Annotated in this window: 23 protein-coding genes; 6 read left to right on the top strand and 17 right to left on the bottom strand. The window is 41.4% G+C overall.

The window, feature by feature from the left end; all coding sequences use genetic code 11:
- Positions 1 to 80 precede the first annotated feature (80 nt).
- From DQM55_RS03570 to metG, 3 genes are all read right to left on the bottom strand, one after another.
- Positions 81 to 836: a DeoR/GlpR family DNA-binding transcription regulator gene (locus tag DQM55_RS03570; RefSeq protein ID WP_002899819.1), complete on the bottom strand. Its 756-nt coding sequence runs from the start codon at positions 834 to 836 to the stop codon at positions 81 to 83.
- Between the two features lie 453 nt (positions 837 to 1,289).
- On the bottom strand, positions 1,290 to 2,240 hold the full coding sequence (locus DQM55_RS03560) for a hypothetical protein (protein WP_111675489.1): 951 nt from the start codon (positions 2,238 to 2,240) through the stop codon (positions 1,290 to 1,292).
- 211 nt (positions 2,241 to 2,451) lie between these two features.
- Positions 2,452 to 4,452 (bottom strand): methionine--tRNA ligase, encoded by a 2,001-nt coding sequence (gene metG / locus DQM55_RS03555; RefSeq protein ID WP_111675488.1) that lies wholly within the window; start codon positions 4,450 to 4,452, stop codon positions 2,452 to 2,454.
- Positions 4,453 to 4,697: 245 nt separating this feature from the next.
- On the opposite strand from metG, the gene DQM55_RS03550 reads away from it, so the two are divergent.
- Both DQM55_RS03550 and DQM55_RS03545 read left to right on the top strand, forming a co-directional pair.
- A complete protein-coding gene (locus tag DQM55_RS03550; protein ID WP_111675487.1) occupies positions 4,698 to 5,024 on the top strand; it encodes a DUF805 domain-containing protein in 327 nt (108 codons plus the stop codon).
- A gap of 213 nt (positions 5,025 to 5,237) precedes the next feature.
- Complete coding sequence (locus DQM55_RS03545) at positions 5,238 to 5,768, top strand: DUF805 domain-containing protein (RefSeq protein ID WP_111675486.1); 531 nt, start codon at positions 5,238 to 5,240, stop codon at positions 5,766 to 5,768.
- A 49-nt stretch (positions 5,769 to 5,817) separates the two neighbouring features.
- Here DQM55_RS03545 and DQM55_RS03540 read toward each other — a convergent pair whose 3' ends face one another.
- Both DQM55_RS03540 and DQM55_RS03535 read right to left on the bottom strand, forming a co-directional pair.
- Positions 5,818 to 6,450: a DUF421 domain-containing protein gene (locus DQM55_RS03540; RefSeq protein WP_002909170.1), complete on the bottom strand. Its 633-nt coding sequence runs from the start codon at positions 6,448 to 6,450 to the stop codon at positions 5,818 to 5,820.
- Positions 6,447 to 6,902: a DUF3290 family protein gene (locus tag DQM55_RS03535; protein ID WP_111675485.1), complete on the bottom strand. Its 456-nt coding sequence runs from the start codon at positions 6,900 to 6,902 to the stop codon at positions 6,447 to 6,449. Before DQM55_RS03535 ends, DQM55_RS03540 begins: the two co-directional genes overlap by 4 nt.
- 139 nt (positions 6,903 to 7,041) lie before the next feature.
- Between DQM55_RS03535 and DQM55_RS03530 the strand changes: the two genes are divergently transcribed.
- From DQM55_RS03530 to DQM55_RS03510, 3 genes are all read left to right on the top strand, one after another.
- Entirely contained in the window at positions 7,042 to 7,869 is an 828-nt protein-coding gene (locus tag DQM55_RS03530) for an exodeoxyribonuclease III (RefSeq protein WP_111675484.1), read from the top strand.
- Positions 7,870 to 7,880: 11 nt separating this feature from the next.
- On the top strand, positions 7,881 to 8,267 hold the full coding sequence (locus DQM55_RS03525; RefSeq protein WP_111675483.1) for a bleomycin resistance protein: 387 nt from the start codon (positions 7,881 to 7,883) through the stop codon (positions 8,265 to 8,267).
- 169 nt (positions 8,268 to 8,436) lie between these two features.
- Positions 8,437 to 9,030 (top strand): helix-turn-helix domain-containing protein, encoded by a 594-nt coding sequence (locus DQM55_RS03510; protein ID WP_111675480.1) that lies wholly within the window; start codon positions 8,437 to 8,439, stop codon positions 9,028 to 9,030.
- 25 nt (positions 9,031 to 9,055) lie between these two features.
- On the opposite strand, the gene nth is transcribed toward DQM55_RS03510, so the two are convergent.
- From nth to tmk, 11 genes are all read right to left on the bottom strand, one after another.
- Positions 9,056 to 9,685, bottom strand: coding sequence for an endonuclease III (gene nth, locus DQM55_RS03505; protein WP_002905943.1), 630 nt, complete (start codon positions 9,683 to 9,685; stop codon positions 9,056 to 9,058).
- Positions 9,686 to 9,964: 279 nt separating this feature from the next.
- On the bottom strand, positions 9,965 to 10,183 hold the full coding sequence (locus DQM55_RS03500) for a hypothetical protein (protein ID WP_145980187.1): 219 nt from the start codon (positions 10,181 to 10,183) through the stop codon (positions 9,965 to 9,967).
- A gap of 54 nt (positions 10,184 to 10,237) precedes the next feature.
- Positions 10,238 to 10,615, bottom strand: coding sequence for a hypothetical protein (locus DQM55_RS03495; RefSeq protein ID WP_111675478.1), 378 nt, complete (start codon positions 10,613 to 10,615; stop codon positions 10,238 to 10,240).
- 70 nt (positions 10,616 to 10,685) lie between these two features.
- Positions 10,686 to 11,111: a hypothetical protein gene (locus tag DQM55_RS03490; RefSeq protein WP_111675477.1), complete on the bottom strand. Its 426-nt coding sequence runs from the start codon at positions 11,109 to 11,111 to the stop codon at positions 10,686 to 10,688.
- 354 nt (positions 11,112 to 11,465) lie between these two features.
- Complete coding sequence (locus tag DQM55_RS03485; RefSeq protein WP_111675476.1) at positions 11,466 to 11,819, bottom strand: arsenate reductase family protein; 354 nt, start codon at positions 11,817 to 11,819, stop codon at positions 11,466 to 11,468.
- 136 nt (positions 11,820 to 11,955) lie between these two features.
- Positions 11,956 to 13,131, bottom strand: coding sequence for a 3-phosphoglycerate dehydrogenase family protein (locus tag DQM55_RS03480; protein WP_111675475.1), 1,176 nt, complete (start codon positions 13,129 to 13,131; stop codon positions 11,956 to 11,958).
- A 12-nt stretch (positions 13,132 to 13,143) separates the two neighbouring features.
- Positions 13,144 to 14,235, bottom strand: coding sequence for a 3-phosphoserine/phosphohydroxythreonine transaminase (gene serC, locus DQM55_RS03475; RefSeq protein WP_111675474.1), 1,092 nt, complete (start codon positions 14,233 to 14,235; stop codon positions 13,144 to 13,146).
- A 260-nt stretch (positions 14,236 to 14,495) separates the two neighbouring features.
- Positions 14,496 to 15,362 (bottom strand): 16S rRNA (cytidine(1402)-2'-O)-methyltransferase, encoded by an 867-nt coding sequence (gene rsmI / locus DQM55_RS03470; RefSeq protein ID WP_111675473.1) that lies wholly within the window; start codon positions 15,360 to 15,362, stop codon positions 14,496 to 14,498.
- Between the two features lie 2 nt (positions 15,363 to 15,364).
- The gene (yabA, locus tag DQM55_RS03465; protein WP_002894690.1) at positions 15,365 to 15,682 is read right to left on the bottom strand and encodes a DNA replication initiation control protein YabA; all 318 of its coding nucleotides are present in this window, start codon (positions 15,680 to 15,682) and stop codon (positions 15,365 to 15,367) included.
- Between the two features lie 24 nt (positions 15,683 to 15,706).
- Positions 15,707 to 16,597 carry a DNA polymerase III subunit delta' gene (locus DQM55_RS03460; protein ID WP_111675472.1) on the bottom strand — a complete coding sequence of 297 codons (891 nt, stop codon included), beginning with the start codon at positions 16,595 to 16,597 and terminating at the stop codon, positions 15,707 to 15,709.
- Positions 16,594 to 17,232: a dTMP kinase gene (tmk, locus tag DQM55_RS03455; protein WP_111675471.1), complete on the bottom strand. Its 639-nt coding sequence runs from the start codon at positions 17,230 to 17,232 to the stop codon at positions 16,594 to 16,596. Before tmk ends, DQM55_RS03460 begins: the two co-directional genes overlap by 4 nt.
- 313 nt (positions 17,233 to 17,545) lie before the next feature.
- Here tmk and DQM55_RS03445 point away from each other — a divergent pair, with 313 nt between their 5' ends.
- Positions 17,546 to 18,433: a YitT family protein gene (locus tag DQM55_RS03445; protein WP_111675470.1), complete on the top strand. Its 888-nt coding sequence runs from the start codon at positions 17,546 to 17,548 to the stop codon at positions 18,431 to 18,433.
- 35 nt (positions 18,434 to 18,468) lie between these two features.
- On the opposite strand, the gene DQM55_RS03440 is transcribed toward DQM55_RS03445, so the two are convergent.
- A complete protein-coding gene (locus tag DQM55_RS03440) occupies positions 18,469 to 19,125 on the bottom strand; it encodes a CBS domain-containing protein (RefSeq protein ID WP_111675469.1) in 657 nt (218 codons plus the stop codon).
- Between the last annotated feature and the right edge of the window lie 275 nt (positions 19,126 to 19,400).

Raw genomic sequence — 19,400 nt, 5'->3', positions numbered from 1 at the left:
TATTTTTAAATATGATTAAAATAAACAAAAAAAGCCCTAAAAAGAGCTTTCTGATAATTTTTTCATCTATTTAAAATAAACTAGGAAATAATCTTGGTATAAACCTCAAGTTCTTCTTGAGCATTTTCAGACATCTGGTCTGTGATAACAGCTGTAATATCAGCCAAAGGACAGATAGAGGTAAAATCTTCCTTGCCAATCTTAGAAGAATCAATCAATAGGTAAGTCTCTGTCGAGCGCTCCAAAGCTAGCTTCTGGGTGTAGGCTTCTTCAAAAGAAGAAGTCATAATCTGACCATTTTTGATACCATTGCCGCTGAAAAACATCTTGGTAAAATACATCTTATCCATGATGGCATTGGTCATCTCACCAACAAAGGCTTGAGTCGCTTCCCGCATCTCCCCACCAAGTAGAAAGACTTTGAAGGTATCCGACTTCTTCTTCAGAAGATCATGAAAGATCGGAAGGCAGTTGGTAATCACGCGCAGATGCTGATTGCTGATTTCCTCAGCCAGCACTTCCACAGAAGTCCCCGGCCCAAGAAAAATAGTATCGCCATCTTCAATCAGCTCCACAGCCTTCTTGGCCACAGTCCGCTTGGCCTCGATATTCTGATAAAGCTTCTCTTCATGAGGGATTTCCCTGTACTTGAGGTGCTGATTACTTTTAGCCCCACCGTGAACACGAGTCAGCAGCCCTTTACTTTCCAGCTCAATCAAGTCCCGCCGAACCGTCATGTCTGAAACCTTCATACTCTCTACAATCTCAGCAACCGTAACTGTCCCAGCTCGATCCACCAGCTTAACTATTTCGTCCTGTCTCTGATTTTTTCCCATACTTTAGCCTCTCTACACATTGGTTTTGTTTATTATAACTCATTTTTCTGTTTTTTTCCATATTATTTGTTTGTTTTAAACAAAATTGAGGGTTTGCGATATGGTATAGGATGTTAGAAAAACCTCAAGATGAACATCATGAGGCTTATTTCTATTCTGAATAATCACTATGCAGTTTACTAAGGCTGATTTTGGAAAGAAAGTTTATATTGCCTAAGCAGCCAATTAAAATTGAAAGCAAGAGAGAAAACTTGATTAAATTTTACTTATCCTTGTCATTCGTCTTTAATATCCAATTAAACATTCCAATCATTTTTGGAAAGGTAAATGAATAGAACAGAGCCTTTCCAACAGACATTTCCTTAGGTTTATTCAAATCTTTAGATATTTTATTCATACCTTTAGCCCATACTTGTAGACCAAAGACTTTCATAATAAATTTTAACAATTGAATTATTCCTCAACTTCAATTACTTCAGCTTCTTTACGGATTGATTTAACATCTTTTTCATATTGTTCTTCATTGTAATCAATCATTTTAGAAAGTTCTTTTTGCAAGTTTTCCCCCATTGGTTTCATAGTAGCAAAAGTGATACCTCCTGAAATAACCCCTGAAACAACAGGAAGAACCTTGGAAACTCCTTTAGCAAATGTTCCCTTTGTAAGACTGATACCGAAAACCTTTAATACTTTTTTCAAAATTGGATAATACAAGGTTTTCGTTAAAGTTTTTTGCGGAATTGACTTGAGTGCCTGTTTTCCAATCGCCACGCCTCCAGCTCTCAGTAACGCACCTGTTCCAGAGACGCCTAACATAACACCCAGATACAATAGCAATGTATTTTGGGCTTCTTCTGTTAATTTATCCTTTTCAGACCACAGATATTGGAAGCCGTAGATATAACCTAGTTCTTGAGCTAATTTTAAAGCCATGGCATAATATTGAGCAACATCTGCTGGTATGGTCACAGCCATAGCAATTCCTCCTGGTAAACCAGCAAGAACAGAAGCTCCACTTGATAATAGGACATTATCCATAATACAAGCCTTTGCAGCTTTGTCCAATTTATCCTTGGAAACAATATTTACAGGACCATCAGCTAATAATTTCCCTACTTCTTCTTGACTTAAACCTTTGCCAAATTTATCCATTAAAAATTGATTTCTATCAACTTTAACTACTGGTAGCTTGGAGACTTGCTCTAAGACTTGCATGGCCACTTCTTCTGGCTTCGCATCAAATTTACCCTTAGCCCCATTAACCACCTTATCAAACTCTTTACCAGCGCTCCCTGCAACATCTCCGACAACTTTAGTAGTAGCATTAAAACCATTGCCTACTGCTTTAACAGTCCCATTGGCTAAGTCACCAGCTCCTTTAACAACATCATCCCAAAAAGCCATAAATAATTCTCCTAAAATAATTTAATAGATAAAAGTAAATCTACAAGCCAATTATCCTACAACTTGTCAATTTTGTCAATGTACTGACAGTTATTTAAATGTTTTTGACTAACAAATTTTTTCTGAATCACAAACCTTACCTTTTTTATTTCCAAATTCAAAAATCCCCCAGCAGACTCCTGCTGGGGGATTGTCATTAGATCAAAGATTGCTATCCAATCAAACTTCCATTTGGAACTTTTTCATCCACGGTAAGGAGTGTCAGTTGGTCGCCGTGCTCGGCTGATAGAATCATACCTTGGCTAACATATTTTTTCATCATCTTACGTGGTTTGAGATTAGCTACGATTTGGACTTTCTTACCGACCAGTTCTTGCTCGTTTGGATAGTATTTAGCAATACCAGAGAGGATTTGGCGGTCCTCACCGTCTCCTGCATCTAAGCGGAACTGAAGCAGCTTATCAGAACCTTCAACTTTAGAAACCTCTTTGACTTCAGCAACTCGGATTTCCACCTTATCAAAGTCGTCAAACTTGATTTCCTTTCGGTTAAGTTTGAGCTCGATTTCCTCTGGCTTCCATTCTTTTTCAACCGCAGGTTTGTTTCCTTCCATTTGTTCTTTGATATAGGCAATTTCTTCTTCCATATCCAGACGCGGGAAGATTGGTGTCCCTTTCTCTACAACTGTCAAGCCTCCTGGGAGCTGGTCAATTGCTAGATTTTCCAGTGAAACCGCTTGAGGCAAGCCAAGTTGGCTGAGGACAGCCTTGCTGGTTTCCATCATGAATGGCTCAATCATATGGGCTACAACACGGAGGCTAGCTGCCAAGTGACTCATAACTGCTGCCAGTTCTTTGACCTTAGCTTCATCCTTAGCCAGAACCCAAGGAGCTGTTTCATCGATATATTTATTAGTGCGGGAGATGAGCGTCCAGACTGCTTCCAGAGCACGTGGGTAGTCAACTGCATCCATGTGTTTGTAGTAGTCAGTGATGGATTGGGCTGCCACCTGAGCCAGAGCTCCGTCAAAATCCGTCACATTTTCTTCATAGGCTGGCACTTGACCGTCAAAGTACTTGTTAATCATAGAAACCGTACGGTTGAGGAGGTTTCCAAGGTCATTAGCTAACTCATAGTTGATACGACCCACATAGTCCTCAGGTGTGAATGTTCCATCAGATCCCACCGGAAGACTGCGCATGAGGTAATAACGCAGAGCATCCAAACCATAACGCTCTACCAGCATTTCCGGATAGACCACATTGCCCTTAGACTTGGACATCTTGCCATCCTTCATGACAAACCAGCCATGAGCAATCAAGCGGTCGGGCAGCTTAATATCCAGCATCATGAGCAGGATTGGCCAGTAGATAGAGTGGAAACGCAGAATATCCTTAGCTACCATATGATAAACTGTTCCATTATTCCAAAATTTATCGTAGTTAGCATGATCATCCTGACCATATCCAAGGGCTGTCACATAGTTGAGCAGGGCATCAATCCAGACATAGATAACGTGTTTAGGATTAGATGGCACCGGCACGCCCCAAGTAAAGGTCGTCCGAGATACAGCCAAGTCTTCCAGACCTGGCTCAATGAAGTTTTTCAACATTTCATTGAGACGTCCATTCGGTGTGATAAAGTCTGGATGAGATTTGAAAAATTCTACCAAGCGGTCTTGGTACTTGCTGAGGCGAAGGAAGTAAGACTCTTCCGATACCCACTCAACTTCGTGTCCAGATGGTGCGATTCCGCCGGTTACCTTTCCATTTTCATCACGGAAGACTTCAGCTAGCTGGCTTTCTGTGAAGAATTCCTCATCTGATACAGAATACCAGCCTGAATATTCACCCAAGTAGATATCATCTTGGGCCAAGAGACGTTCAAAGACATCGGCTACAACCTTTTCATGGTAGTCATCGGTCGTCCGGATAAATTTATCATAAGAAATATCCAGCAGTTTCCAGAGTTCCTTGACTCCAACTGCCATACCATCGACATAAGCTTGAGGACTGATACCAGCTTCTTCTGCCTTAGCCTGAATCTTCTGTCCATGCTCGTCAAGACCAGTCAGATAGAAAACATCGTAGCCCATGAGACGCTTGTAGCGAGCCAAAACGTCGCAGGCAATAGTTGTAGTAGCATTACCGATATGGAGCTTGCCGCTCGGATAATAGATAGGGGTTGTAATATAAAAGTTCTTTTCAGACATGATTTCTCCTTACAAGGCAAATGAGACCTCTTTTTATTCGGAAATTGCCATTTATCACGCAGATAAACCGCAAACTTCAACACTTTATTTTATCACCATTTGAAAAATAAAACAATGGATTGCTAACCTGGATGTATCTGCCAAGCAAAGGTGAAAATGGATGTACTTCTAAAAACAAAAATTAAATTGCAATATTTAGTGATTTATAATATAATAAGATAAATAAAATTATTTAGGAGATTATTATGATTTATGCATATCTTGATTTTTGGCGGAGAGCTTTTGACTTCGCCGGGCGGTCAGATCGCCCAGATTATTGGTGGGCTGTATTTGCCAATATGTTAATAGCTTTCTTATCTTTAATTTTCTTACTTATGGTTGGAGAGGAAGCTGCTCCTCTTCTATCGCTAATTCAGATTTATGGTTTCTTTACTATCATTCCAAATCTATCTCTGTCCATTCGCCGTCTGAGAGATGCGGGTTACCATTGGGCTTTTATCTTCGTATCTTTTATTCCAGTTATTGGTAATTTCATTCTACTCTTCCTCCACTGTCAACCTTCAGAATACTAAAAAATTAACATTAATCACTTTCTGATAATTAGACCAACCTGTTTGCACTGCCCCCAAAAGTTAGATTTTTTGTGTCTAACTTTTTGGGGGCAGTGCAAACAGGTTGGTTTTTATGTTACACTATTTCACTGAAACACTCTGCATTTTCTGAAAACTTGCAAATATAAGCCAAATATAGTACACTAAATAAAAAATAATAAAAGGATTTTTAATATGATTGATGCATATAAAAAGTTTTGGAAGGGCTATGTAGACTTTACTGGTCGCTCAACTCGCTCAGAATATTGGTGGCCTGTTCTGTGCCATATCTTGGCGATGCTAGTACTTCTTGGTTCTGCTCTTATGATTGAAACAGCCTTAAACTCTGAGACTGGGGCAACATTATCTATCACTTTAATAACTCTGTTAGCATTGTATTTCTTTGCAATTATTCTTCCCTATCTCGCCATTCAGATCCGTCGCTTGCGAGACGCTGGCTTTCACTGGGCACTTATCTTTTTATCGATTGTTCCATTTGGCCGCTTGGTTTTGACTATTCTTTATTGCCAACCTACAAAATATGAACCCGTTATAAATAATTACTATAATAATCAGAATTACCAAGAACAACAATTTGGCCAAAATTCTTATCAAAATCAGCAAAATTACCAAGGGCAGCAATTTGATCAGAACTCCTATCAAAATCAGCCCAATCCTCAACAAAATTTTGCATCAGCTGAAAACGAGCAAACTCCATTTGAATAAAACAAAAGCCATTCCGCTTCTGGGATGGCTTTCTCTTTGCAAGATTTTCTCAATAGGTCACAACATTCAAATTGCCGCTTTCGTATTCTGCGATGAAGATGTTAGAAATATCAGTATAACCATCTTTAGCTAGTCTCTCCACCAGCCACTCTTCTGTTTTATCAATAGACTCCAGAATATCAATTTGGACAACACCATCTGTGATAAGGGGATATTTAGGATTCTCTTCACCAGCCTGTACGATGATGAGTTGGCCGTTTTGCTCTATAACCGCCCGTTTGACCTGCTTGAGCTGGAAAATACCTTGGCTGCGCAACTTCAAAGCTACATCTGCTGCTGAAAGACCAACAGAACGGCAGGCTTCAGGACTCAGTTTCCCATGCTGAATCAATGTTGTCGGCTTGCCATCAATCAAATGCTTAACTGCACGGACATTGTTATTGAGCCACTTTAGGGTCAAGACCAAGATGGTCCACATAATAAGAATGACTGCATACTGAAGAATGTTAATGGAGCTATTATAAATCACCCCACCGATAATGCCACCAAGAACATAGTTTTGAATCTGGTCGATTGCTGAATTGGGCGCCAGATTGCCTTTTCCGGTCACGTTGATGACAAAAACCAGTGAGAAAAGCCCTAGTGCTAGCTTAATTAGGATTTCAAGAAAATTCAATGTCATTTTTCAACCTCCACTATTTCGATATCTGTCGTCTTATGTAAGTCAATTTTTTCAAGGAGATATTTATCCGGCTCACTGCCACTCATAGCCCGATAAAAATTCTTTCCGACCTTCAAAATCGCTCCATCAGTTGCGGCTGAAGTATTGACATAGACCTCCGACTTATCGACGCCCAAGTCTTTTGAAATAACCTCAATAAAATGCAGAGAAGTTTGAAACTGGTTATTAGAGTCTTGGTCAGTCTGAAAATTGCTAATGCCAATCAAGACCATAGCCACCAAGGCCAAAACAGAGATGATGGCTAGTTCCCGGAATTTTGAATCACGCTTATTGCGATAGGCCTTAAAAGCAAAAAATCCTGTCACAAGCAGCAGCAAGACAGAAAGTGCAACTGTCACCCAGTTTTGCTGGCCGATTTGACTCAAAACATAATCATAAGAATAGAATTTCATGGCTTCCCCCTATTTTTTCTCGCTATATTATAGAAAAATTTTCATTATTTTTCAAGCTTTCTTACAATCACTTTGCTATAAATCAGCCCTAAATTTTGTTATAATAAACTCAGTAAATTTTACTAGAAAAGGAAATTTTATGAAACTCATCTCTTGGAACATTGATTCTCTCAACGCTGCATTAACCAGTGATTCTGCCCGAGCTCAGCTCTCTCAGGCTGTTCTTCAGACCTTGCAATCGGAAAATGCAGATATTATCGCCATTCAGGAAACAAAACTGTCTGCGACAGGTCCGACAAAAAAACACTTGGAGATTTTGACAAATCTTTTCCCAGACTATGAAAACACCTGGCGCTCCTCCCAAGAGCCAGCACGTAAGGGCTATGCAGGAACCATGTTCCTCTACAAAAAAGAACTGACGCCAACCGTAACCTTCCCAGAAATCGGCGCTCCGTCAACCATGGATGTTGAAGGCCGCATCATTACGCTGGAATTTGACGGTTTCTTTGTCACACAGGTCTATACGCCTAATGCTGGCGATGGCCTCAAACGTTTGGATGACCGTCAAGTCTGGGATGCCAAATACGCTGAATACTTGGCAACACTAGATGAACAAAAACCAGTACTTGCAACTGGTGACTATAATGTGGCCCACAAGGAAATCGACTTGGCCAATCCAGCCAGCAACCGTCGTTCACCAGGCTTTACCGACGAAGAACGTGTTGGCTTCACCAACCTGCTGGCTAAAGGCTTCACCGACACCTTCCGCCACTTACACGGCGATATCCCCAACCAATACACTTGGTGGGCGCAGCGCAGCAAGACTTCTAAAATCAACAATACAGGCTGGAGAATCGACTACTGGCTGACAAGCAACCGCGTGGCTGACAAGGTGACCAAGTCTGATATGATTGACTCCGGTGCGCGCCAAGACCACACACCCATTGTCATGGAGATTGAACTCTAAGGAGAAAACGAATGGACTATCAAGCTGTCATTCCTGAATTTGTAGTATCTGACATCGAAAAATCACGCCACTTCTACTGCGACCTGCTAGGATTCTCTGTCGAATACGAGCGTCCAGAGGACAAATTTCTCTTCCTCTCGCTTGAAGACTGCCAACTTATGCTAGAAGAAGGTAGCGCAGAAGAATTAGCTCAGCTGACCTATCCTTTCGGGCGCGGTGTCAATATTTCCTTTGGCATTGAAGATGTCCCTCAGCTCCACCAAAAACTGCTGGAAGCTGACTATCCCATCCATCGTCCGCTGACGAAAAGAGAATTTCGAGTGGGAGATAGCTTTATTTATCCCCATGAATTTGCGATTTTGGATCCAGATGGTTATTTTTTAAGATTTAGTGAATAAGAAAAGGAGGCTGCTAGCCTCTTTTTCAGTAGGTAAACATGAATTGACAGACCTGTAAATCCAGTGGCAAAAACATTTGCTAAATCCCACAAAATCAACATGTCAAAGAACTTTGATAGTCATTTTTTGTATAATTAAGTAGAATGAAATCAGAAAGCGAGGAAATCTTATGCAAGTCGGAAAGCAAATCCAGTACTATCGTAAAGAGAAAAATTTATCTCAAGACGATTTAGCTGAAATAATCTTCGTCAGCCGTCAATCCATTTCCAACTGGGAACACGGCGCAACCTATCCTGATATTCAAAACCTGCTCTTACTGAGCAAGGTCTTTGAAGTGTTATTGGACAAACTAGTCAAAGGAGATTTGGAAACCATGAAACAAATTATTCACGACCAAGAATTTATGCGCTATCAAAAAGATGGAGCGGTTTTTACCATTTTACTAATTGGTAGTCCTATAATAATGATTCCACTAATTCTTTATCTGGATTGGTTTGGTATCGCCATTAGTTGCTTGATTTTTGCTATCACTATGTTCTATGCCCTACGCATTGAGAAATTCAAGAAACAGCATAATCTTCGTACCTTTCGCCAGATTGTCGCCTATGATCAAGGACGCAGCCTGAGCGAGATTGAAGAAGCTGAGGAAAGGGGCAAGGCTCCTTACCAAAACATTATCCTTCCTGTTCTATTTAGCCTTGGAATTGGCGCTATTGCTCTGTTGTTTTCTTGGCTCTTACTTACTTTCTTCCCTATCAAGTAAAAGCGAAGTCATTAGACCTCGCTTTTTAAATGTCTTTAAAGTTATAGAGTTGCGGATAGTGATCGCACTCGGGATTTTTAGGATGGCAGATGGCACGTCCAAAGTAAATCATGGCCTGATGTGCTGGTAACCAACGTTCCGGTGGAAGGACATCCATAACTCGCTTTTCTACTTCCAGTGGCGTTGCCGACTTTTTAACGATATCATGGTGCTTGCAAATGCGCTCCACATGAGTATCAACAGCAAAAGCTGGAATACCAAAGCCCACACTCATGACTACATTGGCCGTTTTGCGACCAACACCAGCTAGACTTTCCAATTCCGCCCGCGTTTGTGGTACTTGGCCATCAAAGTCGTCCAAAAGCTGCTGGGCGCATTTCTTCAAAAACTTGGCCTTGTTGCGGTAGAGGCCTAGGCGGGAGATATATTTAGCAATGTCTGCTTCACCAGCCGCAGCCATGTCTTGAGGACTTGGATAGGCTTCAAACAGAGCCGGCGTTGCCTTATTGACCGCAGCATCTGTCGTCTGAGCCGACAGCATGACCGCTACCAAGAGCTCAAAGTGATTGCGAAAATCCAGACTGGGCTTGGCATCAGGAAAAAGAGCAATAATCTCTTCGATGACATGACGAGCCCGTTTTTTTGATAAAACCATGATTCTTCTTTCTAAGATTGAGATAGATTTATTATATCATGAAAAGCTTTTTAATGTCATTAGGAGCTTCTACTGACACGCTTTCTAACCCAGATTCGATCATACAATCTACTTGAACCACATTCTCTAAAAGAAAAATCATGACATCTTGTATATTCTTTCCTTAATTCCAAATTCAGATTTCCTATTGAAGAGACTGAAACTTATTCTTTCCTTCCCACTTAGTACTCCTTATACCTAATTCCAATAGGAAGGAGTTCCTCACCATTTAAAGGTTTACTATTCTTCCTCATCATCAATCAAAAAGAAATCATAGTCTTTAAAAATAAAAGTATAACTATCTGCCTCTATCCTTGACAAAGCTGTCAACCAATTCGTAATAGAGGGCCAAATATTCGTCACAGCGAAATACGTACCTTGTTCAAAAAAGCGAAATAGCGCTACTTTATTAGGGATTTGTTTCCCGTCAAAAATGGCTACAAAACCATCAAAATCCATCTTGCCCAAATCAGATTTTGATATATAATGATTAATTATCTTAATAAAAATAATTTATACTTTCTCAACTTTTACATCGTTTTCGGATACAACGTCCACTAAAAAATTCGTCGACATTATGAAATAGTGATGAAGCTTTTTATTAGCTACATTTGCAGAAGCGACCAAGTCGCCAAACTCTGTATTCTCGACTTCATAGATATAATTGGTCAGATAAAGTGGTCTGTTCTCTGCCAATCCTTGCTCCCAGTATCTATCTCTTAATTGTAAACTTTCCTGGACTGAGCGAAAAGCCCAGACCTTTGTAAAGGTAAATTTAAACTTTTCTGAATCTTCCAAGTATGCAATTAGAGTATCTCCATCTATATTTATCTCAATACCATAATCTCCAAAAGGAATGAAGCCCGGTTTAATTTTCGTCCATTTTTCCATATCATTTCTCCAAGTTCTATTTTCCGATAATTGTAACTAAAGTCATGTACATATTTGATTAGCAAATTTTCTAGTATTGACTGATACTTAAATCAGAATTTGCGGACACAAGAATCTCCACTACACTATCTTGAGTTATGATTATATAATGTTGTGAATGCAGAGTTCCTGGATCATAATATGATGTGTATTCTAGTTTTCTCACTAATTGACTATTTTTGACTTCGTAAATGACATTTTGGAAATTATCTTTTTCAAATTTTTTAAACATCTCTTTATCTAGAATTGCAGATAAATACAATTCCCTGCTAAAAAATCGTGCTTCATCATAACAAAAACATGAAAATTTAAAACGGTTCTTTTCTCCAATAAGCCTAATTTCTTGCTCATCTGCTAAATTCGTCAATAAAACTTTTATCTTATAGTTATCTCTGGGGATCATATCTTTAAAGATTTCTACCCATTCTTCATTTTTAGTCTCCATATCTAATTTCATATGAAACTCCTCCTTTTGGTTTCCTTAATTGAAATTCCAATGTTGCTCCTAGTTCACTTGTACTTCCAGGTCTAACAACAACCTTTGTTCCATTTTTAGCAACATCTACTTTATCTGCTAATTTTGTTGTATATGTCACCTCATCCACAGCTTCAAAAAAATGGGAAGAAATTCTATCTTAGAAAAAAGAGGCTTTCAATCCATTCGCCTCTTTGCCCGTGACTAAATCTTTCCTATCTTCTTGATTTCAGTCTGTTTTTTTATTCTCTAACACAATTGGCTTATCCCTATTTCGTTTTGTCGTTTTATTCGACTACAGATGAATATAAAGCCTTTTTATCAAGCCTTATCTTCTCAAAGCCCCAACTCTTCATATGTCTTCCGGTAGCCAATCTGCAAGATTTGGTTATCTCGAACCAAGAGCGGCCGTTTAATCAGCATGCCGTCTGTCGATAATAAATCAGCAGCTTCCTGGGATGTCAAATGCGGAACTTTTTCTTTGAGACCTAGCTCACGGTATTTGAGGCCGCTGGTATTGAAAAAGGCCTTGATCTCAAAATCAGAATTCTGAATCCAGTCTAGGAGCTGATCCCGGCTAGGTGTATTTTGGACAATATCCACCGCTTCAAAATCCACTCCTAATTGATTGAGCTCAGCCTTAGCCTTGCGGCAGGTAGAGCATTTTGGGTATTCGATAAATTGTAACATTGTTTTTCCTCCGTCCCTATGATAGCCCAGCTAGCTCCTTCTTGTCAAGCCGAGACTCATTAGAAAAAGCCGACAAGCGAAAGGCTCATCGGCTGGTAAAGACGCATTCCATAAAGAAACAATGTCTATTTCTCGGTTATTTCTTAATCAAACGCACGCGCACAATATTGTCGCTATTCTCAAATTTATCAACCAGCTCCTGAATCTTGCTTTCATCCGACTCATCCAAATCCAGCAAAGTATAAGCATAATCACCCTTGGAACGATTGATGATATTGTCGATATTGATATTCAAATCACTGACAGCTGTTGAAATCCGAGCCACAATATTCGGTACATTTTTGTTAATCAGAGTAATCCGATAAGGTGCTGAGAGAGCCTGACGGACATTAGGGAAATTCACTGAGTTGATAATCTCCCCCGTTTCCATGAAGCGGCGAATGGTTTTCCCAGCCATAATGGCACAGTTGAGCTCGGCTTCCTCTGTCGAGCCACCCAAATGCGGAAAGACTGTAATCTGTGGATGACGGAGCAGTTCTTCTACACCAAAGTCTGTGATATAGCGCTTGACTACACCAGCTTCTATGGCTTCAAAGAGGGCAGCATTGTCCACCAGCTCGCCACGGGCAAAGTTGATAAGGGTTGTTCCCTTTTGCATGAGACCAAAAGCCTCCTGATCAAAAGTAGCACGTGTATCCTCAGTCAGGGGCACATGAATAGTGATATAATCACTCTTCTCAAAGATTTCCTTAATGTCTGCTACCCGCTTGACATGACTAGAGATATTCCAAGCTGTTTCAATGGATACATAAGGGTCATAGCCCAGGACATTCATTCCCAGACGATAGGCATCGTTAGCAATACGGCCGCCGATAGCTCCTAACCCAATGACTCCTAAAGTCTTCTCTGCAATCTCTGTCCCAGCAAACTGCTTCTTACCAGCTTCCACTTGCTTGGGAACATCATCTCCAGAAAGGCCGTTAGCCCAACTGTTAGCTGCGATATAGTCACGCGCAGACAGGAGAATGGAAGCCAAGACTGCTTCTTTTACCGCATTGGCATTAGCTCCTGGTGTGTTGAAGACCACAATTCCCTGAGCCGTTGCCTGGTCGACAGGAATATTATTGGTTCCAGCGCCTGCCCGCGCAATAGCTTTGAGCTTACTTGGAAATTCCTGTCCATGCAGGTTTTGACTACGCAGGATATAAGCATCTGGATTGTCAGACTTATCTCCGTCAATCTGAAAAGCATTGCCCAGCTCCTTAAGACCGATTTGATTGATATTGTTAAAGGTTTTGACACTAAAGACCATAGTTTCCCTCTCTTAAGAATTTTCTTCTTCAAATTTCTGCATAAAGGTAATCAAGTCCTTGACACCTTGAAGCGGAAAGGCATTGTAGAGACTAGCTCTCATGCCGCCTACGCTGCGGTGCCCCTTGATATTCTTGAATCCCGCTGCAGCAGCCTCTTTGTTAAATTTGGCGTCCAGCTCTTGGCTAGGAGACACAAAGGGAATATTGGCTACTGAGCGCTGCTCCTTGTAACGGACTGGACTGCGATAAAAGTCAGACTGCTCAATGAAGTCGTACAAAAGGCCAGATTTTTCACGATTGCGCTTTTCCATTTCTGCTACGCCACCTAGTTCCTTGACCCACTCAAAGACCAGTTTAGCCATATAGATGGCAAAAGTCGGTGGTGTATTGTAAAGAGAGCCATTGTCCGCCTGAATGCGGTAATCCAACATGCTAGATAGAACTGGTTCGTCATCCAGCAAGTCTTCTCGGATGATGACAACTGTCACGCCGGCAGGACCGATATTTTTCTGAGCCCCAGCATAAATCAAACCAAAATCCTCTACTCGGTACTGAGCAGCCAGGATATTAGAAGACATGTCCGCCACAATCGGCACGCCATTGGTCGCAGGCAGATCATAAATAGACGTTCCTTCGATAGTATTATTGGTTGTCAGATGCACATAAGCCGCCTGCGGATCAATCTCCTTTTCATCAAAAGAAGGAATTTCCGTGTAATTTAAATCCTCTGATGAAGCCAAGAGAATGGGCTCAAAAGGAATGAACTTAGACAGCTTGACTGCTTCGGTGTAAGCTTTCTTTCCCCAAGAGCCAGCTACTAGGTAGTAGGCCTTACCGCCTTGTGCTAGATTAAGGGGAATCATGCTAAACTGAGTAGAAGCCCCACCCTGCAGGAAGAGCACGCGGTAATTGTCCGGAATATCCATGAGCTCACGCAGCAAGCTCTCAGCTTCTTTGATAATATCGTCAAATTCCTTGGATCGGTGGGACAGCTCCATCACACTCATGCCACTTTGGGCATAGTCTAAAAACTCAGCCTGAGCTTTTTTCAAGACTTCCTTGGGCAATACTGCCGGTCCAGCAGAAAAATTGTAAATCGTCATATCCTACCTCCAAAATTTATTTTGTATATCATATCACAAAGTTTAGAAAATATCTATTTTATTTCAGAAATCTAGCACTTTTTTAGCCAATTCCCGAACATTGTTGAAATATAGATAAGCAAAACCAACTATCTAATCCAGATAACAAAAAAAATCCTGAGTTTAGGTCAGGATTAAATAGTCTTACTAAAAAGCTGAGTTACGCTTTTTCCAATTCTAAAAGAGACAACTGGTTGTATTGAGAGATTTCTGAGTTGCTATCAATCCTTATTTTCATGATAAACCGCATAGAGCTCGCTCTTGTTCCTGCCGTATTTCTTGGCCACTTCCTTGATGGCCTGATTTTTTTTGCTACCGGCTTCAACTAAAAGATCAATTTCAGCTAGGATCTGCTCTTGAGATATTTCTTGTTGAGCATCTTCTGCCACCCCAGCTACAATCAAGAGACACTCTCCTTTAGGCGGATGTTCAGCCGTATAGGCCAGCAACTCTGAAATCAGCCCTCGCTGATACTCTTCATGAATCTTAGTCAGCTCGCGCACCAAGACGACTTGGCGGTCACCATAAACTGCCAACATATTTTCCAGCGTAGCCCAAACCCGATGAGGGGATTCGTAGAAAATCTGGGTCTCAGGATAGGATTTTTTGCTAGTGAAAAATTCCTTCTGCTGGCCAGCCTTTCTAGGTAGAAAACCATAGAAAATATGCGGTTGGGGAGCCAATCCGCTGGCAATCAAGGCTGTTATTCCAGCACTAGGACCAGGAATTGGCACTACAGTAATTCCAGCTTCTAGCGCTGCCTGAACCAAATCATGTCCAGGATCAGAAATGCTGGGCATACCAGCATCTGAAACCTGGGCTATATCATTTCCGCTTTGAAGCATGTCCAAGAGAACTGGGATTTTCTCCTTGGCATTGTGCTCGTGAAAACTGATCTGTTTAGTCTCAATCCCAAAATGCTTAAGCAGCAGGCCTGTATTTCTCGTATCTTCAGCCGCAATCCTATCAACCTCTTTCAAGGTATTGACCATACGGATACTCATATCATCCAGATTGCCGATAGGAGTTGCGACCAGATAAAGCTTGCCATAGGCAGTTTCGCCCTTAAAACTTTTTTGAACCTGCATCGCTACTCCCTAAATAACAATTCATCACAGAACATGCACTCTGCGTCATTCTCCCGGCGCTGACCATAGAAATCAGTACAGACATGAAAGCCGTCATAGTAAAGCTTACGCAGATTATCCCGGTTTTTCTTGGTCTTGGTCGGAGCTTCCTTCTCCACCTCTCCCAAGCGCTCCCTCAGCTTATCATTTTCCAGATGCAGAGCAATATTTTCCTCTACCACACTCTTGAGATTTTTCTTGACAGCCTCCACCTCAGCAAGGGTCACTAAAAGCGTCTGTGAAAAATCATCTAAGGCGTCAAATAAGTCTTTTTTATCCATTTTATACTCCTGTGCTGCCTCTTTTTACTTTCCCTTCAAAGTCATATATTCTAAAGCATTTTGAAAAGATACATTGGCCCGCCACATCTTCCGAGCTAGCAGAAGCTGCTCCAAGGCCTGTCGGCCGCTTTCTGTTGCTATCTCTTTATAAAATAACACTTCCAAGAGCTTGAAGGCCTGTTCCTGCTTCTCCTTATCATCAGCCATCTTTGCCAGACGCGAAACCTGCAGAAAAGCGTGACTGGAGCGAGTCTGAAAATCCTTGACAAAGCGCTCGCATTCACCGACTAATTCAAAAAAGGCATTATTATGAGCCAAGCTTTCCGCTTCTGACTGAGTCTGACTATAAGCAGCTAGTAGCTCCGCTCGACTTTTAATCAAGCCATCCTGCTCCAAGCTGTGCTGCAAAGCAGCTGTATTTTTCAAAAAATGATAAACCTGAGTCCGACTTCGAATCGTCGGCAGAATCAGCTGTTCATCAGCAGTCAGGAGAAAGATATAAATCTCGCTCTGCGGCTCCTCAATGACTTTGAGCAAGGAATTGGCTGCATTCACGTGCATCCGATCGGCATTGCAGATAATGAAAACCTGCCGACTGCCTTCCAGACCACTCTGAGAGAAGTTTCGGACCAGCTCCCGAACTCGATCAGTTTTGATAATGTTATTAACCGGTCGCACCACCGTTACATCAGAAAAGTCTTCTTCTGCAATCAAACGACAAGAACGACAGGACTGACAAGGCCAGACGCCTTGCTTATTCTCGCAAAAGAGACTCTGAGACAGGATTTGGGCCATTTCAAAACTGCCAAAAGCTCCGGTAAACAAGTAGGCGTGGCTAAGCCGTCCCTGTTCCAGAATATGCTGAAACTGCTCAAACAAGCTAGGCTGGCTTTGCTGTAAATCTTTTATCTTCATGACGGATTCCCAAATCGTTCCTGAATGATGGCCAAACTATCAGCCACTACTTTATCCAGAGGTTGACTGGCATCTACCTTGACAAAGCGCTCAGGCTCCTTGTCAAGAATCGCCAAATAGCCCTGCCGAACCCGCTGGTGCAGGTCTAACCCCTCCAGATCAAGCCGATTCACCTCTCGGCTTTCACTCTTAGCAATCCGCGCCAGCCCTTCTTCCACATCAATATCAAAATAGAGGGTCAAATCAGGCTTGAGTCCATCTGTCGCGAACTGATTGAGCCATTCAATGTCTGCTACATCCAGCCCCCGTCCGTAGCCCTGATAGGCCACTGAACTATCAATAAAACGGTCCATCAAGACGATTTTCCCTTGTGCTAAAGCTGGTAAAACCCGCTCAGCCAAGTGCTGGCGGCGGCTGGCAATGTACAGCAAGAGCTCTGTCTTAGCGTCCATAGCTGTATGACTAGGATCCAAAATCACTTCGCGAATAGCCTCTGCAATCTGGACGCCACCCGGCTCCCGCGTCGTAATCAGACCAGTACCATAATTTTTCAAAAAAGGAAGCAAGGCTTCCAACACACTCGACTTTCCAGCCCCTTCTGGACCTTCCAGCGAAATCAAAATACCATTTTTCATCTTTACCTTGAATCTCTAACTTCTATTTTTTTGTTCTTTATAAGAAAATGCAGATGAGACTTGCTTTAAAGCTTGATATAAGCTACTTTTCAGAGTCCGTCCACATTGCTGAGCAGCCTGATAAGAGCTGACTCCGTCAACTCATTATTTTCATCCCACTCTTTTTTATCTATTGTTTATTTTACCAAAAAAAAAGCTAAAAGCCCATCATAAGAAAAGACTTTAAAAATTTTTTCAAAGTGTTTCATAAAGGCTAAATTTTTGGTAAAATATATTCAGAAGAAATTTCTGGAAACAGATTTAGGAGGATCTTATGTTTAAATTAAAAAACGTACTGGCCATCATTTTGGGGGCTGGAATTTTTTCTTTTGGGATTCATTATTTGGTCATTCCCTTTCATTTATATGAAGGTGGCGCGACAGGTCTGACCTTGATTGCCTACTATCTATTTAAAATCCCTGTCTCGACGACCAACCTAGTGATTAACATTCCTCTCTTTATTATTGCATGGAAGCTACTGGGTTCGAGAACCCTCTACCTCAGCATTCTAGGGACTTTCTCTGTGTCTGCTTGGCTCAAGATTTTTGAAATCTTACCTGCTTCTAAACACCTGCAAAACTATTTTATCTCAGCTCTGGACGGTGATGTCTTACTAGCCTGTCTTGGAACGGGGATTGTTATGGGGATTGGACTAGGCATCATCTTCAATGCTGGCGGAACGACGGGCGGTACTGACATTGTAGCCCGCATCTTTAATAAATATACGAGCATTTCCATGGGCAAACTCATGCTGACTGTTGATTTTGTGGTCATTACCTTGGTTCTCCTTGTTTTCAAAGACCTACGCATGGTGTCTTATACCCTAATGTTTGTCTTTATCACCTCGCGAGTCATTGACCTGATTGCAGAAGGAGGCTTTGCCGGCAAGGGATTCCTTATCGTTACCAGCAAACCGGCAGAACTGGCTGAAGCTATCAATAACAAGCTAGATCGTGGAGTGACCTACCTCAAGGGGCAAGGCTTCTATAGCAAGCAGGATCTCCAGATTGTCTACTGTGTTGTTTCCCGTAACGAAATGCAGCAAATGAAGAAACTCATTAACCAAGTCGATCCATTTGCCTTTACTACTATTACCGAAGCCCATGAGATCTTGGGCGAAGGCTTCACTTTAGATGCCAACAAACAACCTATTGTACGTTAAAAACCTCATCTAACGATGAGGCTTTTTTATGTTATTTATAAAGCTTTTGCAGCAGTATGTGTAATCTCAGCCAGCTCAATCGCATGCTCTTCAAATTTTTTCTTGAGAAGCGCCGTATCTATATTACCAGCTAATTGTACTTCAATGACAACTTTTCCATCCTTGCGTGGGATATTGACGGTATTGGAGATGTTGAGATTTTCTTCCACCAGAAGACGGATAATCTGCTCAAGAACCCCCACCTTATTCTCAGTGACAAAGCGTAGACGAACTCCCTCTTCACCATAGCCAGATACTTCTAAGAAGGCTGTGAAAATATCACGGTCAGTAATAACCCCGTAAAGTTGCTCATTGTCCACGACAGGCAGGATGCCAATCTTATTTTTCAGCATCAGATAGGTCGCATCTTCCAGACTGGCAAACTGAGAAATCGTGACCACATCACGAATCATAACATCACCAACTTTTGTTTTGTTGAGAAGATAGTTCATCTCATAAATGGACAGACTCGTTGCCTTAGATGGACTAGCTTCTGCAATCGTTCCTTCTGTTACCAATCCCACTAGTTGGTCATTCTCAATCACCGGCAGACGGTGGAGCTTCTGCTCACGCATCATATCTGCCGCATGAGCAATTGTTGTATCTGGGCTGATATAAACCACCTTACGCGTCATAAAATCTTTAACTGCCATAAGAGTTCCCTCTTCTTCCTATCCGTATTTCTTATACTTATTATACTTTATTTTACAGCTGATTTCAAACGCTTCCAAGTTCTTTGCCTAAGTTTTCAAAATTTAGAAAAATCCTACGATTGGAAAAATTGAAGATAGGAAATAGTCAACTATACTAGCTTAACATCCAAGAGAAGAAAAAAGGTCCAATGGACCTTTTCAAAACGTTACGTTACTATCGTAACTTTCTATCCACAACCTAAAAATGTCTCCCAGACCTTTTGAAGAAAACTCGC

The organism is Streptococcus sanguinis, assembly GCF_900475275.1.
In the GTDB taxonomy this organism is placed as follows: Bacteria; Bacillota; Bacilli; order Lactobacillales; family Streptococcaceae; genus Streptococcus; species Streptococcus sanguinis_N.
This window is presented reverse-complemented; position numbering and strand designations above follow the sequence as displayed.